The organism is Alteromonas sp. 009811495, from assembly GCF_028865455.1.
Lineage (GTDB): Bacteria > Pseudomonadota > Gammaproteobacteria > Enterobacterales > Alteromonadaceae > Alteromonas.
In genome coordinates this window covers 1466152-1490865 of sequence record NZ_CP113972.1, presented here as the reverse complement: position 1 = coordinate 1490865, position 24714 = coordinate 1466152, and the positions used below count along the sequence as shown (strand labels likewise).

General features: G+C 44.3%; 17 protein-coding genes. 11 read left to right on the top strand and 6 right to left on the bottom strand.

The annotated features are described in order from the left end of the window. Positions 1–51: 51 nt before the first annotated feature. Both OZ660_RS06740 and OZ660_RS06735 read right to left on the bottom strand, forming a co-directional pair. Entirely contained in the window at positions 52–1242 is a 1191-nt protein-coding gene (locus OZ660_RS06740; protein WP_446698974.1) for a peptidase C39 family protein, read from the bottom strand. A gap of 74 nt (positions 1243–1316) precedes the next feature. Next, a complete protein-coding gene (locus OZ660_RS06735; RefSeq protein ID WP_274742964.1) occupies positions 1317–2804 on the bottom strand; it encodes a RimK family protein in 1488 nt (495 codons plus the stop codon). 284 nt (positions 2805–3088) lie between these two features. On the opposite strand from OZ660_RS06735, the gene OZ660_RS06730 reads away from it, so the two are divergent. Next, positions 3089–4057, top strand: a complete 969-nt coding sequence (locus OZ660_RS06730; protein WP_274742963.1) for a calcium/sodium antiporter — start codon at positions 3089–3091, stop codon at positions 4055–4057. Positions 4058–4066: 9 nt separating this feature from the next. Here OZ660_RS06730 and OZ660_RS06725 read toward each other — a convergent pair whose 3' ends face one another. Then, positions 4067–4540, bottom strand: a complete 474-nt coding sequence (locus OZ660_RS06725) for a hypothetical protein (RefSeq protein WP_202264640.1) — start codon at positions 4538–4540, stop codon at positions 4067–4069. Positions 4541–4804: 264 nt separating this feature from the next. On the opposite strand from OZ660_RS06725, the gene asnS reads away from it, so the two are divergent. Continuing rightward, entirely contained in the window at positions 4805–6202 is a 1398-nt protein-coding gene (gene asnS, locus OZ660_RS06720; RefSeq protein ID WP_202264638.1) for an asparagine--tRNA ligase, read from the top strand. Positions 6203–6282: 80 nt separating this feature from the next. Here the strand turns inward: asnS and OZ660_RS06715 are convergent, their stop codons facing one another. Continuing rightward, complete coding sequence (locus OZ660_RS06715; RefSeq protein ID WP_446698973.1) at positions 6283–7488, bottom strand: hypothetical protein; 1206 nt, start codon at positions 7486–7488, stop codon at positions 6283–6285. A gap of 104 nt (positions 7489–7592) precedes the next feature. On the opposite strand from OZ660_RS06715, the gene OZ660_RS06710 reads away from it, so the two are divergent. The 7 genes from OZ660_RS06710 to OZ660_RS06680 all read left to right on the top strand — a co-directional run bounded on the left by OZ660_RS06710 (position 7593) and on the right by OZ660_RS06680 (position 17263). Next, complete coding sequence (locus tag OZ660_RS06710) at positions 7593–8735, top strand: paraquat-inducible protein A (protein WP_274742961.1); 1143 nt, start codon at positions 7593–7595, stop codon at positions 8733–8735. Continuing rightward, the gene (gene pqiB / locus OZ660_RS06705; RefSeq protein ID WP_274742960.1) at positions 8732–10387 is read left to right on the top strand and encodes an intermembrane transport protein PqiB; all 1656 of its coding nucleotides are present in this window, start codon (positions 8732–8734) and stop codon (positions 10385–10387) included. The genes OZ660_RS06710 and pqiB overlap by 4 nt, the downstream gene beginning before the upstream one ends. A 55-nt stretch (positions 10388–10442) precedes the next feature. Next, on the top strand, positions 10443–11060 hold the full coding sequence (locus tag OZ660_RS06700) for a PqiC family protein (protein WP_274742959.1): 618 nt from the start codon (positions 10443–10445) through the stop codon (positions 11058–11060). A gap of 3 nt (positions 11061–11063) precedes the next feature. Then, on the top strand, positions 11064–12167 hold the full coding sequence (locus tag OZ660_RS06695) for a GGDEF domain-containing protein (RefSeq protein WP_274742958.1): 1104 nt from the start codon (positions 11064–11066) through the stop codon (positions 12165–12167). A gap of 125 nt (positions 12168–12292) precedes the next feature. Next, positions 12293–13441 carry an efflux RND transporter periplasmic adaptor subunit gene (locus tag OZ660_RS06690; RefSeq protein WP_159623009.1) on the top strand — a complete coding sequence of 383 codons (1149 nt, stop codon included), beginning with the start codon at positions 12293–12295 and terminating at the stop codon, positions 13439–13441. 10 nt (positions 13442–13451) lie between these two features. After that, complete coding sequence (locus OZ660_RS06685) at positions 13452–16628, top strand: efflux RND transporter permease subunit (RefSeq protein WP_274742957.1); 3177 nt, start codon at positions 13452–13454, stop codon at positions 16626–16628. A 146-nt stretch (positions 16629–16774) separates the two neighbouring features. Further along, positions 16775–17263 carry a GNAT family N-acetyltransferase gene (locus OZ660_RS06680; RefSeq protein ID WP_274742956.1) on the top strand — a complete coding sequence of 163 codons (489 nt, stop codon included), beginning with the start codon at positions 16775–16777 and terminating at the stop codon, positions 17261–17263. Between the two features lie 91 nt (positions 17264–17354). On the opposite strand, the gene OZ660_RS06675 is transcribed toward OZ660_RS06680, so the two are convergent. Further along, a complete protein-coding gene (locus OZ660_RS06675) occupies positions 17355–19439 on the bottom strand; it encodes a TonB-dependent receptor (protein WP_274742955.1) in 2085 nt (694 codons plus the stop codon). A gap of 350 nt (positions 19440–19789) precedes the next feature. Continuing rightward, a complete protein-coding gene (locus tag OZ660_RS06670) occupies positions 19790–20404 on the bottom strand; it encodes a TetR/AcrR family transcriptional regulator (RefSeq protein WP_159623017.1) in 615 nt (204 codons plus the stop codon). 185 nt (positions 20405–20589) lie between these two features. Between OZ660_RS06670 and OZ660_RS06665 the strand changes: the two genes are divergently transcribed. Continuing rightward, positions 20590–21657, top strand: coding sequence for an efflux RND transporter periplasmic adaptor subunit (locus tag OZ660_RS06665; RefSeq protein ID WP_274743436.1), 1068 nt, complete (start codon positions 20590–20592; stop codon positions 21655–21657). Between the two features lie 3 nt (positions 21658–21660). After that, positions 21661–24702 (top strand): efflux RND transporter permease subunit, encoded by a 3042-nt coding sequence (locus OZ660_RS06660; RefSeq protein ID WP_274742954.1) that lies wholly within the window; start codon positions 21661–21663, stop codon positions 24700–24702. Positions 24703–24714: the final 12 nt, after the last annotated feature.

Sequence of the window (24714 nt, the reverse complement as noted above, 5' to 3'; positions counted from 1 at the left end):
GAAAGCCTGTAATGTAGGCTTCCCTAATTTGAGTTGACCACCAGCTCGTAGCTAGTGCGGCGGGTTGAGTAAAACCAGCGTTCTGACTTTACGTGTACCATAACTTGCTAGGCGCAAAAAATCTTCACGCGCAACTGGAATGTGTTGATATTCCACAGGTTGCCCTTCACTGGCATCAGGGTCGTGAAGATAATAGCAATGCGAGTCACAACTGGTAATAGCCACCCAATGTGGTATTTTTTTCTTGTCGAAGGCGTAAGTGCTGATCAAGCACAATACCGTGCTACCTGCACGCAGAGCGTCATCAATAATGTCTGTGTGCCAATCAGTAATTTCAACCTGTATCTGCTTATCCTTGGCGTCTTGCATAAACTGCATCTCTACGCTTTCTACAATGGCTTTTTTCTCAGTGTTTCGTACACCATCTACAAATAAAGGTACGTTTTGATTAATGATTACTCGTGCTGAAAACCCCTCTGAATGGGCTGCTAGCGCTAACCCTACAGGATGACAACCACCATGTCCTGACATCATGAAAATGGTTGTCGCCTTTCGCCACAACGCCAATTCGTTTTGTTGAGACATTTCATATTTACTGTCTAAGGCGCACATCGCCATCATTAGCGCGGAAGGACCACACGTAAAATCAGTCGTTTGTTGATACCACGGATACACTTCAGATTTGGCCGAACGACTTGGCACCAATACCTTTTGCATACGCAATGCATCGGTGTGGTCATCGTAATAATCGGTATACATACCAAACTGACTAAATCCTAGCTTTTTGTATAGCGCGATTGCACCTGTGTTACCAACTGCAACTTCCAGGCGCATAAACCGCTTTCCCCGCGAAAGCGCCCGCTCCCCCAAGCTGTTTATAAGCTTTTCAGCAATGCCCAAACCTCTAGCACTTGGTAACACGGCAATAGAGTAAAGTCGTGTTAATTGCGTACCTCTACGCAAAAGCAGAAGGCCGTAGCCAACTACTGTGGGTTCGGTGAATGTCATCGCTTGAGCATTAGGGTGGGCGCCACTTTCACTCGGTGTAAATTCCACAACCACAAGTTCAGCATGCGGCGCTTCAATGTAAAATTTAAAGCGCGACTTAGTGAGTCTATCTGTGGTGAAACAGGTTTTCTCGATATGCTGAAGTGCAGCCAAATCACTGGTTGTGGCAATCCGCAAAGCGAGTTGCCCAGGCTGACTATCTAGCACCTTGTTAGACTGCGATGCTGCTGCCATACCTTGTGTCACATCAGTCGAGTTTTGCGACTTTGCAGCGCTATCACCAATAAATTGTACTTCAGCCGATGGAATCATCGCCCTCTTTGCTCCAACCTGTTAGCAAATTCTTGCATGATTAATTCATACAGTTCTTTGCCTAAATATTTGTCTTCTACACCTGAATCGATACTTGGGTTATCGTTCACTTCAATTACGTACACAGCGTTCCCTGCCTGTTTTATATCCACACCATATAAACCATCACCGACTACCTTTGCTGCTTTCACTGCCGCTTGTAGCACCGGTTTCGGTACTTCAAAGGTTGGCATGGTGGCAAAACCACCCGAAGAAAATCTGTCCCCTTGATGGTTGTATATCTGCCAATGGTTTCGAACCATAAAGTATTGGCACGCGTAAATAGGCTTGCCGCCAAGCACACCAATTCGCCAGTCGAACTCAGTGAAGATGTATTCTTGCACCAGCACTAACGCAGATTCCGACAACATTTGTTCCAGTCTCAGTTTTAGTGCCTCTTTGGTCTCTGCTTTGTGCACGCCTCGCGAGAACGAACTCTCTGGCAGTTTAAGTACCAAAGGCAACCCAAAGTCATTAATCAGTTTTTCGCACACTTCATCGCTTGCACTTGATACAAAGGTTGCTTTAGGCGCAGGGACTTTTTGATACGCAAATGCGTCTTGTAAAAACACCTTATTACAACAGCGCAAAATAGACTGAGTATCATCCATCACCACGATACCTTCGCGCTCTGCCGCACGGGCTAAACGGTAAGTATGATGATCAATGGCGGTCGTTTCACGAATAAACAACGCATCATAATGCCCCAAATCTTCAGGCTTTAATCGACTTACTACGTCAGCGCGAAAGCCCACCTTCTCTGCTGCTTTGACAAAGTGCTTTATCGCTTTTTCATCGCTTGGCGGTGTGCTTTCTTCAGGGTTTACTAAAATAGCCATATCCCAACGCGCTTTCTTGCTGGCCTTACTCGCCCGCCACTGGATTTTTGTGTATGCAACTAGCTGTTCAATAAAACGAACCTGTTGCTTGTCGGATAACTCATTGAACGCTTTAGCCTGTACGCTTGCCACCCCTTCAATTTGAACTTTGCCCGCCCCTTTCGCTAACGTTTTTGTTTGCGTAATAGTGGGCGTTAACAACAATACTGGGCACGGGTACTTTTCAAACGCCTGTCTTGCAAGGCGCTTAAAACGCTGATCTTTCACTTCACCGAACAGTACTAATAAAGGTTCTTCACTAAGCTCGGCGTTGTCTTGTGTTGCTGATACCGAGAACACGATACGATCAATACTTTTCTCTTCTGCCATGCGCAGATCATTAATGGTATTTACCGATGGCAAAACAGAGTGACTTCTTGCTTGCGCCAATAGTGAACAGTAATACCCTTCGCTTAAATAACGCGAGGTATCGCATAAGTTTATTACGCGTGTTTTGGGTTCGTTCAGTTTTGGGAACTCTGCAAGGTAGTCTTGAAAAGTAAGCACGGTTAAAGCTGTGTTACAAAAAGGAGTAACATCATCAGTAACAATCAGTGTATTGTGCATGTAATTCGCTTCTAAAAAGTGTGTTGTCGGTTACAATTAAAGTTGCTATTGCGCAAATTGCAATCGCATTTAAAACAGCGCTGAGTTTACGCTTAACTTGAACTTTGCATAGCATTATCAGCACGGCTTTTTTTCATCGTTAAGACAACGAAAACTGATGCAACGATGAACAAAAATGTTTACTCATTTGGAAGGATACTCATCATCGTGTTGACCTGTTTTTATAAGCGTTCGTGTTATCGTTAACCGTCGCGAAGCAAAACATATAGATTTAAGGAGTAGGTATGTTATTGGCCAGTTTGGCTATTGCAATCGGGTTACCTGTATTGTTATGGAGTGCAGGCAAATTTGTAGGTGGCGCGGCTTCTGTTGCTAATCACTTTGGTGTGTCGCCATTGCTTATTGGTATGCTCATCATTGGTTTCGGCACGTCTGCTCCCGAAATTATCGTGTCTATTTTTGCCGCCATTCAGGGTAATTCTGGTATTGCATTAGGTAATGCATATGGCTCGAACATTGCCAATGTCATGCTTATTCTTGGTATTACCGCCGTAATAAGCCCTATTGCCGTCAAATCAGAAATTATCAAAAAAGAATTGCCTGTATTGCTTGGCATCACCTTTTTTGCTGCATGGCAGGTACTTGACCAACAAGTATCAAAAGACGACGCCTTTTCATTACTTGGTCTTTTTGTGTTGCTTATTTCATGGAGCATATATCACGGTATGAAAGGTGATAGCGATGCGCTGGCGGGTGAATACAGCGACGAAATTAATGCAACCGAAGGTACGGTAAAAACCCATGTAATGTGGTTAATTGCCGGTTTATTGTTACTGGTAGCAAGCTCGCGAATGCTGGTGTGGGGCGCGGTTGAAGTAGCCACCTTTTTTGGTGTTAGCGATACGATTATTGGCCTTACTGTTATTGCCATCGGCACATCACTGCCAGAGCTTGCATCTTCATTGATGGCAGTACGCAAGGGTGAGCACGACCTCGCCATCGGGAATGTTATCGGGTCAAATATGTTTAACACGCTTGCGGTAGTCGGTATTGCTGGCACCATTCAGCCAATGGCAGTCAGTGCAGACTTTTTGTATCGCGATGTGGTGGTTATGCTGGCATCAACTGTCGCACTATTTATCTTCTGTATTGGCATTAAGCGTCAGGGCCGCCTAAATAGGCTAGAAGGCGGCGCATTCGTTGTCGCGTATGCCGCTTATACTTACTGGTTGATACAGGCTGCGTTCATTTAACAAGTTATGCTAAAAGCCTAGCGTAGTAGCTACAGTGACTAAACTGATAGCTACTATCGCTATGAGCACAATCAAGTTCACACCAAAATTATCGTTTTCTCGTCGAGTTCGCTTTGCTCTCATTACAATACTCACCAAACTTAACGCTAAACACACCAAAAGCATCACTGTCATAGCGTTAACGTGAGTTTGAGACCAGGATGTATCCCCTTCTATGCCCCAATATTCTTGCACCCCGCTAATAAAGTCTGGTCGCGCATAGTGAAATAGAATTAACACAACAACCAGCCCTACCCAGCCTAAGATATTTAGACCCAGCATCACTTTATAAAATGTTGTTTGCGAGCGAGGTGTCGAGCGCCTTTCGGCTAGCATTTCGTAGGTGACAATATCAGGCTTTTCGTCTTTACGAGATGACAAGTTGTCACCCGTTGGCGAAGTCAACGGTGAATTTGGTGATGATGAACTGTTTTTATTTCCCATTTGTCACTCTGTTCTCTGGCATCCCGCTTAAGGTTGAGTATACTAGCGTGCTAGTGGATTGTGCCTTTTTGTCTATTTTTACACCACCATAGCATGCTTCTAGGTATGAATACGTAAAAATGCCTAGCTAGGTTTGTGTTTTTTATCGGCACAGCAATCCAGAACATTGACCATAAAACAAGTTTTCGTGCATTTTGCACTGTGTTGTTGAATATCACTTAGTAGAGAGCAACAACATAAAATTAGTAAGACGGAGAAATTAACATGACGCATGCGCCCGTAGTTGACGTACTTAAGGGTAAGTACGCCGTTGGCGAATCGGTAACCGTAAAAGGTTGGGTAAGAACACGCCGAGACTCAAAAGCAGGTTTATCATTTATTGCACTACACGATGGTAGCTGCTTCGATCCTGTACAGGTTATTGCGCTAAATTCTCTGTCAAATTACGCCGACGTTCAGCGTTTGACGGCAGGCTGCTCTCTGTCTGTAACAGGCACGGTTAAAGAGTCTCAAGGCCAAGGTCAGTCAGTTGAAATCGATGCAACAGACATAGAGATTTTGGGCTGGGTGGAAAACCCAGACACTTATCCAATGGCAGCAAAACGCCACAGCATTGAGTATTTACGTGAATACGCACACCTTCGCCCGCGTACCAACGTTATTGGCGCTGTAACACGTGTGCGAAACTGCTTGTCTCAAGCAATTCACCGCTTCTTCCACGAAAAAGGTTACTTTTGGATCTCTACGCCAATTCTTACCGCGAGTGACACCGAAGGTGCTGGTGAGATGTTCCGCGTATCAACGCTTGATATGATGAACATTCCGCGTGACGACAAAGGTAACGTTGATTATTCAGAAGACTTCTTCGGAAAAGAAACCTACTTAACGGTATCAGGGCAGCTTAACGTTGAGACTTACTGCACTGCAATGTCGAAAGTATATACGTTTGGTCCTACGTTCCGCGCAGAAAACTCTAACACTTCTCGCCACCTTGCAGAGTTCTGGATGATTGAGCCAGAAGTGGCCTTTGCTGAACTTAAAGATGTGGCACAACTTGCAGAAGATATGCTGAAGTACGTTTGTAAAGCAGTACTAGAAGAACTGCCAGATGACATGGCTTTCTTCGCGCAGCGTATCAAGAAAGATGCAATTGAACGTCTAGAAAAGCTAGTTAACTCAGATTTCGTACGCATGGATTACACCGATGCTATCGAAATCTTGCAAAACTGCGGCAAAGACTTTGAATTCCCTGTTGAATGGGGAATCGACCTTTCGTCTGAGCACGAGCGTTACCTAGCAGAAGAGCACGTTGGCGCGCCAATTATCATGCAGAACTACCCGAAAGATATTAAAGCGTTCTATATGCGCATTAACGATGACGGTAAAACGGTTGCTGCAATGGACGTGCTTGCGCCGGGTATTGGTGAGATTATTGGTGGCTCACAACGTGAAGAGCGCCTAGATGTTTTCGATGCACGTCTTGATGAAATGGGCCTATCGAAAGAAGATTACGCATGGTATCGCGACCTTCGCCGTTACGGCACTGTTCCTCACTCAGGTTTCGGTCTTGGTTTCGAGCGTCTTGTTGCCTATGTTACAGGTATGCAAAACGTACGTGACGTTATTCCATTCCCTCGCACACCGGGCAACGCTAGCTTCTAAGCGTTCCTAATAAAAGAAAGCCCGCGGTAGCTAACTACCGCGGGCTTTTTTGTTTCACTTGTTTAAAAAGTAAAATTTAACTACAACCCAATTGCCGCCGATTTGCACGCCTTCACTTGGTAAAGGTAGCCAATTTCGTTTTCTTCGCTTTTATCGCGAGTAATTTCAAGGAACTCGTAGTCATTTAACTCTATTACACGACTATCTTGTGAATGCGCACAGCGTGAACGAGAGTCTGCTTCAAACACATAAATGAAGTCAGCTAAAGCGCGTTGCTGCATCTTTTTGAATGCTTTACTTCTCACCTTTGCATCTTTCCATGCCTGTTCAAACTCTTCTTCAATGTCTGCATTTGCGTTGTTGATGTCATTAATCGTTTTGGTTGCGTCATCTAACGCGACATTATTTTCTGCATTACTTGCTTCATCACCTGTCTCGTCACCTAGTTTAACTGTTAAGCCGGGCAACTCAGCCCCCTCATCAGACAACACATCGCCATCGGCTTTTTGCGCTTTTTGTTGCTCAGCAATTTTCTTAACAAGTGCATCACCGGCAAATTGAACCGATGCCATTTCGCTTGCTACTTGCTCTTCATCCTCCCACATCAATCCTGCTTGTGCAGAAAGCAGTGAAAACTCAACCAACAATAAAACAGTCCAAATGAAACGAATGAACGTGGTCGTTAGCACAAATCGATACTCAGGCGGGTGCCAAATACGCTTAACACCAAAGGGCTTAAGTACCAGCAGTACCATCATATACAGTGGCGTTAAGAGTATTAAAAGAAGAAGCGCCATGATTGACGTGATAAAGAACCACGTTGGCATAGTAAGTATAAGCGCGAAGTTATGACTATAGGGCAATGCGCTGGCCGATACCCCCGCGATATCGTTAACCATGCCACTTGCCGAGGCTAATGCAAAATTAGCAATAATGGCGTATACAAATAGGATGACCGCCTTGCCCGGCAGGCTGTGCCACACAATCATAAAACGGGGCCATATTTCGTTTACGATCCCTGCCAGCGCAAAGGCATACATTACAACATCAAAAGCGGCGCTTTGGACGTTGAAATACATCCCTAGTAGCCCCATTCCCGTTGCAACAAGGTAGCACCGTTGAGCAAATGTTAGGCTGCGCCAAAAGCGCACGCCACTAATACTGCGCTTAGACACAAAGCGTCTACCGCGTCGTTTACCCGTTGAGTACAGACGTTGAATGCCACTTCGTTTGTCCGTAAACATATTTTTAATTTCTTCTTGTTTTTCGTGGTTTAAAAACTGCATCACTTCCCGATACCCTCGCAATGCGCTATGCTGTGAAATCTGTAAATCAATAAGTTATCCCTAATTTTGATAATACACATTGGCGCCGCGGCATACTAATTTTTATGGAACACACAGATAACCTAACGCTGGTTTGCGAGCAATGCCATACTTCTGTGAAAATTCCATCGCTTTCTCATCGTCAGCGGGCGGTTTGCCCCGTGTGCAATCACACACTGGTGTCATTTAGAAATCAAGCCAGTGAAAAAATGCTCGCGTATTCATTTAGCGCGTTTATATTTCTACTGCTGTCGTTGCCATTTAACTTTTTAACCTTCAAAGCAAGCGGGCAAAAACACAGTATCGATCTACCTACTGGAATCACCGTACTGATAGAACAAGATTATTTGTCGCTGGCTATCATTACAAGTCTTGCAACGGTGTTGCTTCCAGGCATTGTGATTGTGGGTATATTTTTGTTGTCATTAGCGCAAATCAAACAACAACGCCCTTTTTACTTAAACCGGTTATTTCGGTTAGTAAAAGCACTGTTACCTTGGAGCATGGCAGAGATATTTTTGGTTGGAACCTTGGTGAGCCTAATCAAAATAACCGAACTCGCCGATGTTGCCATCGGCATGTCTTTTTATGCTTTTATTGGTTTTTCTGCATTGACGGCATTGTGCATAAGTCAATTTGACGTAACGCGATACCAAATGTGGCTTAGTCAAGGTGTGCCACCCTCGCCGAAACCACTCAGCGAAACACAAGCGAGCGAAAGTATTCAACGTACATGGGCTTTACTTATAACGGCATGTATTTTGTATATACCTGCCAATGTATTGCCAATTATGTATACTGAACTTTTCGGGCAAGAAACGCCAAATACCATTATAGGCGGCGTAATTTCACTCTGGGAGTCAGGATCTTATCCCGTCGCCATTGTGATTTTAATTGCCAGTGTTGTGGTACCCGTAGCCAAGATAGTCATATTGGCGTGGCTTAATTTTTCAGTCCAACGACAAAAAACCAGTTCAAAGCAACTGCGCATTCGCTACTACCGTATAACGGAAGCTATTGGTCGTTGGTCAATGATTGATGTATTTGTGGTGGCAGTGTTAGTAGCACTCATTCAAATGGGTAACACATTGTCAATTTATCCAGGCCAAGCGGCATTAGCCTTTTGTGCTGTAGTATTTGTAACAATGATAGCTGCAATGACATTTGATTCGCGGCTAATTTGGCAGCAGTGGAAGCAATTACCATGACCGATAACGCACAGGTTAGCGACGCAACCGTGAAACCGACCAGCTCCGTATCTCGCATTTGGATCATCCCGCTTTTGGTGATCATTATCGGCGGTTGGATGGTGTATTACCAATGGAAAAACCAAGGCCCCCTCATCACCATCGAGTTAAAGTCTGCAACGGGTATAGAAGTCAATAAAACCCCTATAAAGGTGCGCGATCTGGATATTGGTCAGGTCAAAAAAATTACGTTAAAACCAGATTTAAATGGCGTGTTGGTCACTGCGAGAATTGATGCAAGTGCAGCTCATCTTCTTAACGAAAACGCCAATTTCTGGGTAGTGGCTCCGCGCATTAGCTTCTCTGAGGTATCAGGTCTTAACACGCTACTATCAGGTAGCTACATCGCGATGTCAGCAAACGATAAAGGGAGCGAAAAGTTACATTTTGTAGCGCTTGAGCGCCCTCCCGTTACCCCTCCAGGCACGCCGGGGCTACATGTCATGCTCAAAAGTGACGATGAGTTCGCATACAAACCCGGCGACCCTATCATTTACAAAGGGTTTAAAGTGGGCGAATTTGAAGATGCTACCTTTAATATTGAAGAACGCGTTGTTTATTACGATGCCTTTATTGAAGCGCCCTATCACAAGCTCATTACCGAAAACACACGCTTTTGGGATGTAAGTGGCGTTAAGCTCCTTTTAGAGTCTAGTGGTGTAAGTGTGCAAACAGGAAGTTTGGAAACCTTGCTGGCAAATGGTATTACTTTTGGCATTCCAGAAGGCGTCAGTAAAGGCCAGCAAGTACTAGAAAATGCATTTTTTACTATTTATGAAGATCAGAGCGCCGCTTCAGATGCGCGTTTTAAAGTAGCTGCAGAGTATTTATTGCTTATCGATGAAAGTGTACGAGGTCTTACGGTTGGCGCACCAGTCGAATATCGCGGCATCGAAATTGGTTATGTAACCGCGATTAACTCATTTCCCGCTGTTGAAGGGAACATACTTCAACAGGACTACCCTATTCCTGTGCTGATTAACATTTACCCGGGTAAAGCGCGACAACCTGACACTGAAGAAGGCTTAAAGGCAATCAAACAAACAATACGCAACTGGCTAGAACGCGATTTGCGGGCCTCTTTGCGTATGGGCAATATACTTACTGGGGGCCTTTATGTGGACTTACAGCACTTTCCTGAACATACCGGGAACACAAAAATTGACGTTATAAATGGTTATGAAGTGATCCCTACTGTGAGTAACGAATTCACACAGTTAACCCAAAAAGCGGATGCGATTTTAGACAAAATCAATCAACTTCCTCTAAAAGAAATGGTTGAAAATGTGCAGTTGGCAGTAGAAGACATGAAATTGGCAGCAGAATCTGTCGAGACTGCAAGTAACGACTTTGATCTACTTATTGCAGATATTGATGCGAAAGCACTAAATGCCAACCTAAACCAAGTGCTAGTTAGTTTGGACGGTTTACTGAAGAATTACAGCGAAGGCGGCTTTAACCAGTCTGAAATTAAAGAAACCGTCGACGCTTTGCAAGAAACCATGCGCAACATTCAACCCTTGTTGCTGAAGTTGAATGAATCTCCGAATAGTTTGATTTTCTCTCAAGATGATGGCGCTGATATTCAGCCAAAAGCCAAGCGAGAAGAATAACATGCAGGCTAATTTGAGCTGTATTGCACATGATTTGAGAAAAGGAATAACGAACATGATACTCAAGCGAATTACAGTACCCCGCTTTAAGGGCGCTAAATTTAATAAATGGGGCCTGTTGTGCATCACTATTTTCAGTTTGATGGCGTGTAGCGGCACGCCCAGTTCATTAACCTACTATCTATTACACTCACCGTCTTCAGGCGCAATGAGTGAAACGTACCCAACGACTGCCAAATTAGTGATCATTGACAGAATCACATTGCCTGAATATTTGAAGCACCGTGGTTTGGTTTATCAAACCAGTGACACCAATTTACATATCTCAACCAAACATTTATGGGCAGAGCCCGTTGAAGAAGGTTTGACTAAGTCGCTAAAACAAGCCCTAGCAACCCGCAATGTTAAACTTCTACGCGCCGACCACTACGACGGTAAGGCTGCCATACACGTTTCGCTGCATGTAACCGATTTTGTTAGCACTCATAAGGGTGAAGTCATTTTCACTGGCGACTATGTTATTACGTCGTCACTGGATGAATTAACGCATTTCACGTTTGATCTACGCACTGATTTAGAAAATGATGGCTTTTCAGCAAGTATTGATGCCATGAGACATGCCATTGATAAGTTGGCTGAAACAATCGCAATCGAAGTGGGTAAAATTGACTAGGTTATGCTAAGTCGCATCAAGCAATACGTTTACAGTGGTGTAAGTCACCGTTATAGAGATGAAACTAACCGGCGAATAGTCGTTGTAAACTTATTCGCTGCAGTTGGCATGTCTATTACCTTTTTATTAGGTGTGCGTGCCCTGTTTGCTCAAGAACTGTCATTGGCAATTACGTTACTTATCGCCAGTACGATTTTTGCCGTTTCGCAACAATTACAAGTTCGTTTTGAGTCGGCCAAAGCACGAACAGCTTCTATCACACTGTTAATTTCGTGCTTGATGGTACTAACTCTTTTGCTCCTTATTACAGGCGGAAAAGACAATACAGGGCCGTTGTGGATATACCTGGTGCCACCTGTTACGATGTTTTTTGCAGGTTTCAAAAGAGGGTTGTTAGCGCTACTGGCCTATACGGTAATAAGCGCCATAATACTTTTCGCTTTGGGCGATGTTTTACTACTAACCAGTTATACCTATGCATTTAAGTCACGACTGCTCTATTCATTTTTAACGGTTTCGTTTCTTTCTGCCTTTTATGAATACAGTCGACAAAAAAGCTACGACACGGCGCTTCATTTGAAAGAACAATTCGAGCGCCAGGCGAATCACGATCATCTCACAAAGCTACTCAATAGACGCGGCGCCCAGCAGTGTCTTGAAAGGGAGTACGCCCGGCTGCAGCGCAATAAAACGTCTTTCTCTATTGCTATCGCTGATATTGACCGTTTTAAAAGCATTAATGATACGTTAGGTCATGAACAGGGCGACGAAGTATTGAAACAAATTTCAAACTTATTTACTTCTCGCATTCGCGGGCAAGACATACTGGCACGCTGGGGCGGTGAAGAATTTATGTTTATTTTTCCCGAGACCAATGAAGCTGAGGCACTCAAGGCGCTTGAGCTTATTAGAAAGAAATTAAACACTACACCACTGCGAATCAATGACGTTGAAATGCACGTAAGTAGTAGCTTTGGTGTGTGTGAGGTTAATCTTACAAATACCGTCGCCTTCGCCATCAAACAAGCGGATAAAGCCCTTTATCACGCTAAGGAAACGGGCAGAAACAAAGTAAGCGCTTTCTCTTCACTGGAAAATCAGTCTTAGTTTTACCTTTTCCTTTATCACTCTTTACACAAAATTGACTCATGTTTCGTTACATTTGCACTATATCTTTGAAACAGTTTAGCGCTACACTGTAGCCTGATTTTGATACTAAAGTAGAATTGGTTATGAAATGGATGAGAATTGCACTGCCAGTCGGTGTCTTTATTGCTGGTTACCTGGGGATGAAAGGTATAGAGGCCTCTGCGTCAGACTCTGCAATTAAAGAGGAAGTAGACACTCGCCCAACCGTTACCATTGAATCGCTTTCTCCTGAGGATGTGCGCGTAAGGTTAACGTCATATGGTGAAATTACGCCCCTAGAAACCACTAATTTGGCTGCCCAAGTATCGGGCGAAGTTGAAAGCTGGAACCCTAAATTTGTATCAGGCGGCTTGGTGCGCCGCGGTGAAACTCTTTTCTCAATCGAGCAAGATGCCTACGAGGCGGCTTTGCTATTAGCAGAAGCTAATTTGGCTAGTGCCAAAGCACAACTCATTCAAGAAGAAGCGCAGGCTGATGTGGCAGCGAGAGAGGCGAAAACCATGCCTGATGCTCGTGTAACCGACCTGTACTTACGTAAACCGCAAGTAATGAGTGCGCAAGCGGGTGTTAAATCGGCTGAAGCGCAACTAAAAATTGCCAAGCGAGATCTTGATAACTGTAAAGTTAAAGCGCCTTACGACGCACTGATAGTGTCGCGTAATATCAGTACGGGTGACTATGTAACCCAAGGCAGCCCTGTTGCAGTGATCAACAACATTGAGTACGCCGAAATTACCTTCCCTGTTGCCGGATTTGACAGACTGTTTCTTGCCGACAATACAATAGGTAGCGATATCGCTATTGAAGTCGATGACGTACAAGGCGCAACGGTTAAAGGTACTATTCATCGTGATACGGGTGTTATCGATAACAATACTCGCATGAGCTATTTTGTAGCGCGTATTGAAGACCCTTACGCTATCAACACAACCAAACCAATCGTTAAGTTTGGTTCATACAGCACGATTTCATTTGAAGGTAAAACGCTAAGTGACGTTTATCGCGTGCCTCAAGAGCTTGTGACCAATCGCAAACTATGGACCCTCGATGAGGACAACAAATTGACCTCCCACAAGGTTAAAGTAATTCGTGAAGAAAACGGTGATTTTTTAATTCAAGGTGAGTTTAACGCTAGTAAGGTGGTGATGACGCTGCCTGAATACCCACAAAACGGTATGGCGGTAAAAGTTATTGAGAATTCGTCTGACCTTGTGACAGCACAAACAAACTAAGGGCGCTGTCATGGAAAACCACAACGACACTCAACACGGCATTATCTCTTGGTTTGCGCGCAACTCGGTTGCCGCAAACTTAATGATGATTTTTATCATCATTATGGGCATTGTAAGCTACCTCACCATTCAACGTCAGATGTTTCCCAACATCGAAATCAACTATATTAACGTTGAAGCGACTTACCCAGGCGCTTCGCCTCAAGAAATTGAAGAAAGTATCTTCATTAAGGTAGAAGAAGCACTGAAAGACGTTACTGAGATAAAACGTACAGTATCGCGCGCTAGGCGTGGCGGCGGTGCGGTTACACTTGAAATTGACACCAAAGCTGAACTTACTGACGTGTTGGATAAGGTAAAACTTCGCGTTGACAGTATCGCAACCTTCCCAGCGGGTATGGAGCCAGTTAACGTTTCCCAAGTTGAGTTTCAGCAACAAGTGATTGAAATGCCATTGGTGGGCGACCTTCCCCTTTCTGAACTCAAATTATTGGCAAAAGAAGTTGAGGATGAACTGCTACAACTTGGCTCTATCTCACTGGTACAAGTGTCGGCACCAAGCGATGAAATAGCGATAGAAATTAAACCCGATACGTTGCGTAAATACGGCATCAATATTTCTGATATTACCCAAGCGATTAACAGCTATTCTGCGAATATCTCTGCCGGCCAGCTACGCACTAATTCAGGTATTGTTTCTGTTCGAGTTGAAAACCAATATTACAACGGTGACGAGTTCAGGCAAATCCCTATCAAAATAGGCAATGCTGGCGCTAAAGTTACCCTTGGTGATGTTGCGTACATTAATGATGGTTTTGTAGAAGGCGAGCGGTATTTCAAATACAACGGCATGAACGCGATTTACATCGCGGTAAAAGCGACAAAATCGCAAGACACCATTCCGGTAGCGGAAACAGTAAAAGCCTACATCGAGCAGAAAAATGAAAAGCTACCACAAGGTATTAGCTTAGAAGTATTGGTTGATATGACCTATTACCTCAATGCGCGTTTAGACATGATGCTGTCTAACCTTATGCAGGGTTCTGTGCTCGTTGCCTTCATGCTAACGCTTTTCTTACGCTTTAGGCTCGCGTTGTGGGTAATGATAGGCTTACCCGTGTGCTTTTTAGGCGCAATGATGATGATGCCGTTATTTGGTGTGAGTATTAACATTCTGTCGCTGTTCGCCTTTATCATGGTATTAGGTATTGTGGTAGATGATGCCATTGTTATAGGGGAAAGCGCCTACACTGAAATTGAGAGTAAGGGCGGCGGTATTGATAATGTTATTCGCGGAGCGAAACGGGTTGCTACACCTGCAACGTTTGGCGTATTGACCACTATCGCAGTATTTGCGCCATTTACTTTGAGCAGCGGCCCTGAAGGTGCCTTCTTCTACAACATTTCTGTGGTTGTTATTTTGTGCTTGGCGTTCAGTTTGATTGAGTCGAAGCTCATTTTGCCTGCGCATTTGGCGCACACGCGCTTTTCACCAGTTAAACCGACCAGTTGGCGTTCGCGTTTTAACAAGAACTTTTTTAAGTTTGTAAACGGCCCGTACAAGCGTACCGTTGAGCGCGCAATTGAATGGCGTTGGGCAGTACTAATGATGTTTATTGCACTGCTTATGCTAAGTTATGGTCTTATCAGTGCTAACTATGTGCGTATGGTGCCCAACCCTAAAGTGCCACACGATTTCCCAAGTGTTCGTATTGAAATGAACGAAAACGTGTCAGATGAAGCAACCATTACTGCGCTTAAAATTGTTGAGCAGACTATCTTGAAAGTAGAGCAAGATATTGTCGACGAATTTGGTACAGGCATGATCCGCGATCGACTTGCATTTAACGATGAGCGCACTGAAGGCCGTATTTTAGCGCCGCTAGTGAATGAAGAAGACCGTCCTATCGACACCTTCGAACTCGCTCGTCGTTGGCGTGAAGCTATTCCTGAAATTTCAGGGATGAAATCGTTTACGGTTATTGATGATGTAAACGGCAATGGCGATGACGGTGAATTTGGTTACCTGTTGTTTGGTCCAGATATTGATACGCTTAACGCAGCAGGCCTTAAATTTATTGAAATGCTGCAGCAGCAAGACGGATTATTTGACGTAAGTTCAACCATTGACCCACCAAGCAAAGAAGTGCAAATGACTTTGCTTCCAGTGGCGTATGACTTGGGCCTTACGCTTTCAAATATTGCGTCACAAGTGGGTGCGGGTTTCTATGGTGGTGAAGCGCAGCGCGTCATCCGAAACGGTGAAGAAGTGCGCGTAATGGTACGCTACCCTGAACTTACCCGTGAACGTTTTGCAGACCTTAAATACACACTGATTAAAACGCCGCAAGGCGAAGAAGTCATGCTGGGTGATGTCGTGGCGCTTGAAGAAAAGCCAGGTATAAGCTATATCCGCCGAGAAGGTGGTTATCGCAGCGTTTACATTTGGGGCAACATTGACGAAGAAAAGGTTGAGCCAAACGAAGTCGTAACTGAAATTAGAGAAAAGCTATTACCTCAGCTTAAGGAGTCGTTCCCTTCTGTCATGACAGAACTCGGTGGCGATATTGAAGAGCAGCAAGCGCAACAAAACGAGCAATTACTGTTTTTCGTTGCTGCAATGATAATGGTATACATCCTTCTAGCTGTGCCACTAAAAAGCTATGGACAGCCGTTGATTATCATGTCGGTTATTCCATTTAGCCTAACGGGAGCTATCTGGGGGCACTACTTCCTAGGATTAGACTTGTCAATGATGTCGACATTCGGGCTTATAGCCGCGGCTGGTGTTGTGATTAACGACTCACTGGTAATGACGGACTTTGTGAACCAGCGCCGTGCACAAGGCTATAGCGTTAGAGAGGCAGTGGTTGAAGCAGGCACAGCACGCTTTAGGGCCATTACCCTAACGTCTATTACAACGTTTGCGGGTGTATTACCCATCTTGTTTGAGACAAGTCTACAAGCCGCGTTTGTTATACCAATGGCGGCTGCACTTGGTTTTGCAGTACTTTATGCTACCTTGGTAACCTTGCTACTAGTACCGTGCTTGTACGTTATTTTGCTTGATTTAACGGGACCGTTTTCGTTTGTCAAAAGCAAGCTAACGTCACGTAAAAAAGCGCCTTACAGCGGTAGTGCAAGCGATCCATTGGGTGAGCCACAAACCCAGTCAGGCATAGATTAACAAAACCTGTTCGTATTACCTTTTGAAAATCGGCCTTATTACACGGCCGATTTTTTTTGCAAGAACGAAAATGGTTTGAACCTTCTTTCATTAGACTTCTAAAGTTAAAACCCCTACCCTTTCGAAAAACAACTATTGGACCTTTTATGACTGACACGTTAACGATTAGAAAAGCCACCAGCGACGATGTAGCCCAAATTCGCCAGTTCATTTTAGAGTTAGCTATTTATGAAAAAGCAGAGCATGAGGTTGAAGCGACAGAAGCTGATTTGCACAACACGCTATTTGGCGAAAGCGCAACAGCGCATTGTGTTATTTGCGAAAATAGCGGCCAGGCAATTGGATTTGCGGTTTACTTTTTCAATTATTCTACGTGGCAAGGTAGAAATGGCCTTTACTTAGAAGACTTGTATGTATCCCCCTCGTCACGAGGTCGAGGTGCTGGTAAGGCACTGCTACAACACCTTGCTAAAATTGCAGTAGATAACAACTGCGGACGCTTTGAATGGAGCGTATTAGATTGGAACAAGCCAGCAATAGATTTTTACGATTCGCTTGGCGCTAAACCCAAAAGTGAATGGCTGGGTTATAGAATGGATGGACAGACCTTGATTGATTTTGCCAACAACGGGTAATTTCAGCAAAGGCTCATAGCCATGACCAACAAAAAAGCCATTCGCAAGCGAATGGCTTTTTTACGTCTATAAACTATCTACATTGCAGATATTAGAACGAACCTACCAGCGACAGTCGTGCATTAATAGGCGCACCTACTGTAGCTTGATGTCGAGAGTGTGCGTTCGGGAAGTACAGCGTATCAGTTAGGTTTTCAATGTTAAGCTGCAAACGCATTTTGTCGCTTAAGTCATAGTATGCCGATGCGTCTACACGAGTGTAGCTAGGCAATACTGGCGAGTTTTCTGCCGTTAGAATATAGCTTTCGTCTTGATACGTTGCACCTAAACCGAAACCGAATAGATCATTAACCTGATACGTTGTCCATACCGACAATGTATTTTCTGGTAGTTCACGCAGTTCAACACCATCAGCATTTTCGCCGTCTAGGTTGCTGTAGTTAGCAGTAATGTACCATTTGTCAGTCAGGTTGCCTTGGAATTGAAGTTCAAAACCCGATACGTCAGAGTCTACTTCCACAAAACCTTCTGGATCGTTTGGATCGTTATCTAGTGATTTTTGCTCATTTTCAAAAATTGCTGCAGTGAAGCTTAAGCCTTGCGCAAAATCCCATTTCACACCAATTTCTTGGTTAGTGAACGTATCTGGGTCTAGTTGGTTAGCATCGCCATTGATATTTGCGTATTGCTCACCACTTCGCGGTAAGAACGACTCGCTGTAGCTTGCATAAATTGAGATATTTTCTTGTGGTTTGTATACAAGACCAGCACGTGGTGATACTTCTTCATCTTTGCGATTACGTGTTTCTAACACCGCCGGACGTGCATCGAACACTTCAATATCGAAGCTATCGAAACGCGCGCCGATAACAACATCAAAGTTATCTGATAGAGCAATTTCGTCTTGCACGTAGAAAGAGTAAACGTCCAAGTCTACATGGGTGTCATCGTTAAGCGCTGAGAATGAGGTTGTTACTGTCTCACCGTCCGCATTAATACCTGTAAGGCCTCTAAAGCTTAATGGGCGCTCTACCGCAAAACGCTCTTTATCGTTGCCAGTCGAATCAAATACTGGATTGAAACGATCTTGGTTAGACTTAGTGTTGATAACTTCACCACCAAAGATAACGGTATGCTCAAAACTACCCGTTTCAAACTCACCTACCAAATTAGCCGATAAAATCAGGTTTTCACGCTGTGTAGTATCAATGTAACCATCTAGCGTAGCAACATTGGTTTGTGCATCGAAATCGGCAGCGTAAAAGTTTGCGTAAACTTTGTCGTAATCGCCGTAAAATGCGTTGAAGTTACCTTTCAGGTTGTCTGAAAATCTGTGCTGAAGGTTTGCGCGAAATACGTCAGCATCAAGTGTTTGATAGTTATTTTCCGGATCGCCAAACACAATATCTTCAAACGCTTCAACTGGCTCGCCATTGGCACCTGTTGGAATACCACGGTCAATAAAACGCTCGTGATCAATATACTCGTAAGACAAATCAACAATAGTATTATCGCTAAGTTCTAAGCGTGCTGTAGGGTTGAAGCCATAACGGTCGCCATCGTAAAAATCACGGTGGTTATCTAAGCTTTCGTACATAGCGTTGATACGAACTGCTGATTCATCACCCGTATCGATATTGGTGTCTAATTGCAGGTTGTAAGCGCCAAAGGTATTGGCAGATACATTGTAATTTACAAACTGCTCGCCGGTTTTCGCTTTCTTAGATACGCGATTTAAAATACCTCCTGTACCACCACGGCCGAAAAGCAACGCGTTTGGACCACGCAAAATTTCCACCTGCTCTACATTGTAGAGTGCACGGTAGTATTGAACGTCGTCTCGGTTACCATCTAGATAGAAATCTGCTGTTGAACGCACACCACGAAACACAACAGAGTCACGGTGACCTTCACCCTGTGACGTGTTTACACCTGGTGTGTAATCAATGATCTGACCAATGCTGGTAATACCGCGAGCTGTAATCTCTTCAGACGTCATAATTGATAAACTTTGTGGTACATCAATAATTGGCGTGGGGCTCTTGATTGAGTTTGATTGGTTTACAGAAAGGTACTGACCATTAATCGTTACTCTTTCGATATCTTCTACATCAACTGCCAGCGCAACTGGGCTTAACAATACTGCCGTAGCGATACTCGTAAGTTTAAATTTCAATGTCTATCTCCGTGTGTTCAAACAGGTCTTATATTTTGGGTAAACGGCAAAGTGGCAAATAGCATAGAGAACTAGTGCTCTGAAAAGCTGGCGTTTTACCCAACAAGTTAAGTGCTAATAAGAATCGTTGTCATTTTCGGTTGAGATGATATAGAAAAATGACGCTGTTGACGAGAGGCAAAGTAAGTTTTTTTGAATGTTGTTTTTATTTTTACTTTATTGCGCAATAAATAAGCGTGTAAAAAGCCTTTATATTGCGCTCTTAAGCGCTATGAGTGAGTTTAGATATAGAGATGTGAGTTGAGCGTGTCGACCTTTGCTTTACGTTTTAATAGCGAAGGTCAAACACATTAGGTAATTGCATAGCGGCACAGGATGAGTGCTGCGGTATTGTCTGCGACACGCTGTTTGTCCTTGTCGCTTAGGGCATCTTCAATTTTGAACAACTGCGGCCAAAAACACTGGCCCTTTACTAAGCTGTCAATTTCTTCAACTACTCTGTCTAATTCGTCGAAGCGCATTTTGCCATCTGCTTTGGCATCTTTTAACCAACGATGCATTGCGGTTTCTTGTGCCTTGAGTTGAGCAACTTCATCTTTAAGCTTTTCTGGCTCGTAAAAGAAGTGGCCTATAGCTACGCGCGCGAGTTCAAGATGGGTTTCGCTGGCCATAAACTCTATGTCTTGCAAGATAAGATCACGTAATTGTTCATCTAGTGCTATCGCACTGTCATAACGCGTGGTGACGTTTAAAATAGCACTTTGCCACTGCTGTGTGACCAAGTACATGACCAACTCATCTTTTGTCGAAAAGTGATTATACACAGTACGCTTTGATACATTGGCCAGTTCTGCCAGTTTATCCATACTCGTGCCATTCACGCCATATTCCTGAAAAGCCTGCGTAGCAGCCTGAATAATAGCTTCTCGTTTCAAGTCACTGCGCGTTCGCGTATTGCTCGTCATAAAAGGTACTCGTATTTATCTTGTCCGCCATTTTACACCGAACAGTTTACTTTTCAAAGCGCGCACATTAAAATGCACTCACCAGTTTACTTTAGACATTTATGACGTCGCCGTTATCAAATGCCTAATGCGTTTACTATCAATACTATTTTCACTTTACTAATGGATTACATACGCCCATGTCCATGAAACGATTTCCTCTTGTGCTCATGTTGAGCGTCTTCAGTGCAATTACACTTACTGCTTGTACGTCTGAAAAAACCGTTGAACAGACGGAAAATACACCTCGATACGTCAAGTTAGCCGCGATTGAAACCATCCCTAACTTTGATGAGTTTACCTTTCCCGCTGTGGTATCTGCGGTAAAAACTGTTGACCTTAGTTTTGAAGTGTCGGGCCGCTTAACACAAACTGACTTGGTGACAGGCAGTGATATCACCAAAGGCACGCTACTAGCCTCAATTGATAGAAAACCTTTTGAGAGACGAGTGGAACAGTCAAAAACGCGCTTAGAGCAAGCCAAAAGAGAACTTGATCGCATTGAAAAAATGTTTGCCCAAAAGCTGGTGGCACAAAGTGCGCTTGATTCAGCCATGACATCATACGAGTTAGCGGTAATCGATTTAAAAAACGCTGAACAAGATCTTAGCTACACAGAGTTATACGCTCCCTTTGACGCCAAGGTATCTCAGCGACTGGTAGAAAATAACAGTTTTGTAAAATCAGGTACTGCAATTGCGCGCTTGCAAGATGTATCAAAAATTTATTTCAATATTAATGTGCCCGAGCGTTTGCTTACTGCCAATATTGGCAGAGGTATAAAAGAAGCCAGTGCCACACTCGCCACTAATAGACGTCAGTGGTACCCCGTTCAATACGTTGAGCACTCAACGCAACCTGACCCTGTATCGCAAACTTATGAAGTCGTGTTTGCGATGGCACCAAGAGATGAATTACCGCTAACCCCAGGTGCGCGCGCCGTGGTTAAAGTGAGCTTGCAAGGGACGCTATATCCAGATGGCGTGGTTGTACCTGTAAAAGCGCTAGTTGGCGATGAGAACAACGGTTTCGCGGTTTGGCTTTACAACGACAAAACCCAACAGGTTTCTAAGCAATCAATTAGTGTGAAACATATCGAAAACAATCTTGCCATTATTGAAGGTAATGTGCAGTTGGGTCAGCAAGTAGTGGCTGCAGGCGCTGCGCAAATGCGAAACGGTATGAAAGTGCTTCCTTACAAGGGAGAGAAGTAGTTTATGGATATTGCACGTTATTCCATAGATAAACCCGTCAACGTATGGCTAATGGTCGTTATACTGCTACTTGGTGGCATGCTGGCAATGACTAAAATTGGCCGACTTGAAGACCCAGCCTTTACTATTAAGCAGGTAAAAGTGTACACATCCTACCCTGGTGCAAGTGCTGAAAAAGTTGAGCGGGAAGTCACTGAGCGATTGGAAATTGCTATTCAACAAATGCCACAATTAAAAGAAGTCACGTCTATTTCTTCGCCGGGTCGTTCTGAAATTACTGTCGAGGTAAAAAGTACCTACGATAGCCATTTACTGCCTCAAATTTGGGACGAGTTAAGAAAACGCCTTCGCGATACTACACCGTCGTTACCAGCAGGAGCACAAGAGCCTGTGGTATTTGACGATTTTGGCGATGTTTATGGTTTGTATTATGCGCTGAGCGCTCCTGATTTCGACACGAGAGAACTTCGCGAATTTGCCCGCATTATTCGCCGTGATCTACTGACTACGGAAGGTGTCGCTAAAGTCAATGTTACCGGTGTTCAAAAAGAACAAATTGTTGCCTACATTAACCCCTATCAACTTGCTGGCTTGGGAATTTCATTTCCCGACCTCGCCTCATTGTTTCAAGACAATCTTCGTCCGTTTAATGGTGGTCGGGTAAAAGTTGATGAAAAAAATGTGCGTATTGTCGTTGAACGCGCGCCTGACAGACTAGAAGAAATATCAAATCTGTCATTGGTGGTTCCAGGTACCAACCGTTCCATTCGCGTTGCGGATGTTGCGACATTAAAACTTGAACCCGCGGATATTCAACCTATTTTAGTCCGCTACAATGGTGAGGAAGCATTAACGCTAAGTGTTTCTGCCCTAACCGATGTGAACATTGTAGATGTTGGTAACCGTGTTAATGCCAAAGTCGATGCGCTATTAAAACAGCTCCCTATTGGGATAACTCTGACACCTATTTACGATCAAGCCGCAGTGGTTGATGAGTCGGTTGATGGCTTTATCAATAACCTCGTAATGTCGGTAGCAGTCGTAACTCTCACTCTGTGTTTATTCATGGGGTGGCGCTCAGGTATTGTCGTTGGCAGTGTATTGCTTGTGACGGTATTAGGCACCATTTTAATAATGTGGCTAATGGATATTCAACTACAGCGCATTTCATTAGGTGCCATGGTCATTGCCATGGGTATGTTGGTTGACAACGCTATTGTTGTTGCCGAAGGTATGATGCTAAGAATGGCTACAGGTGCTACGGCCAAAGAAGCAGCCAGCTTTATTGTAAAGCGCACGCAGTGGCCGCTACTTGGCGCCACGGTAATCGGTATTGCTGCCTTCTCAGGCATTGGTTTGTCTAACGATGCAACTGGCGAATTTCTCTACTCATTATTCGCCGTGGTGTTGGTGTCACTCATGATTAGCTGGGTATTGGCCGTGACACTAGTCCCCGTGTTAGGTGCGCAATTCTATAAAAAAGGCATGAGCCAAGCCTCTGACGCTTTACCTTCATTGATGCAACGCTGGTTCAAAAATGCGCTCGTTGGAGCATTGAAGCTTCGCTGGGTTACTATTGGTGTGTTGATGCTTATTACTGTAGTGGCTTATGGCAGCTTTGGCATGGTGAAGCAAGGGTTCTTCCCTCCTTCAAACGCGCCGTTGTTTTTTGTGCATTATTGGGGGCCGCAAGACCGGGATATTCGCGCAACGGAAGCTATCGCCAAAGAAGCGGAACAACGTATTCTCGAGTTAGACAATGTAACGGCTGTGACAACATTTATCGGTCAGGGAGCAGACCGTTTTACCCTTACCTACGCGCCGAAAAGTGCGAATGAAAACTATGCGTTTTTTATGGTACGAGCTAACGCGCTTGAGAACATTCCAGCAATACAACAAGCGTTGTCTGGCAGACTCAATAGTCTAGATCTAGACGCTAATTTTTACATGGAGCGTATGCAGTTTGGTCCAGGTGCAGGCGCTAAGTTAGAAGCGCGTTTTTCTGGCCCAGATACCGAGGTACTGCGCACCCTCGCCGAACAAGCAAAAACGCTACTGTTTGAGGACGGACAAGTCATTGATATACGTCACAACTGGCGTGAAAAAGGCTTTGCTATTAATACGCAGTACGATAACTACAATGCAGGTATCGCAGGGGTTTCGCATTCTGACTTTAGCCAAACCGTACAATACGCAAGTAGTGGCGTACGTTTAGGCACGGTTCAGGACGGCGATTATGCGTATAGCATTATTGCAAAAATGGGTAATAGCGATGATAGCGAGCTTCAGTCTATTCGCGAATCGCAGGTCTGGTCTACACAACAGCGACAATACATCCCATTTACGCAGGTATCACAAGGCCTGGAGCTCATGACTGAAGAAATGCGCATTCACAGAAAAGATCGCGTGCGCACCATAACCGTTGAAGCTGAACCGGGCGAAAATGAAACGGCGGCAAAAGCCCTTGCGCGTATTCGACCTGTTATCGAAGGTATTACTTTACCGCCGGGCTATTCACTTGAATGGGGTGGTGAATTTGAGAGCTCTAGTGAAGCGCAACAGGCGCTAGGAGCAGGCCTGCCAGCAGGCTTCCTAGTAATGTTCATTATCTCTGTTTTGCTTTTTGGTCATGCACGTCAACCCCTTATCATCTGGCTTGTGGTACCCATGGCAATTGTGGGTGTGGTGACCGGATTATTGTCAACCGACATGCCGTTTGGTTTTATGTCTTTACTAGGTTTCTTGAGCCTGTTTGGCATGCTCATTAAAAATGCCATCGTACTTATTGAAGAAATCGACCTGCAAATTGAAGAAGGGCTGGTTATTCATAAGGCCATTGTAGAAGCTACGTTAAGTCGTGTTCGTCCTGTGGCGTTAGCGGCTGTTACTACCATACTTGGCATGGCGCCGCTGCTGTTTGATGCGTTCTTTGCCGACATGGCGGTGACCATTATGGGCGGACTTGCCTTTGCGACAGTGCTAACCCTAATTGCAGTACCGATCCTCTATAGCTTGATGTTTAAAGCCAGTTTTCGCAACAATTAACCACGCTTTTGG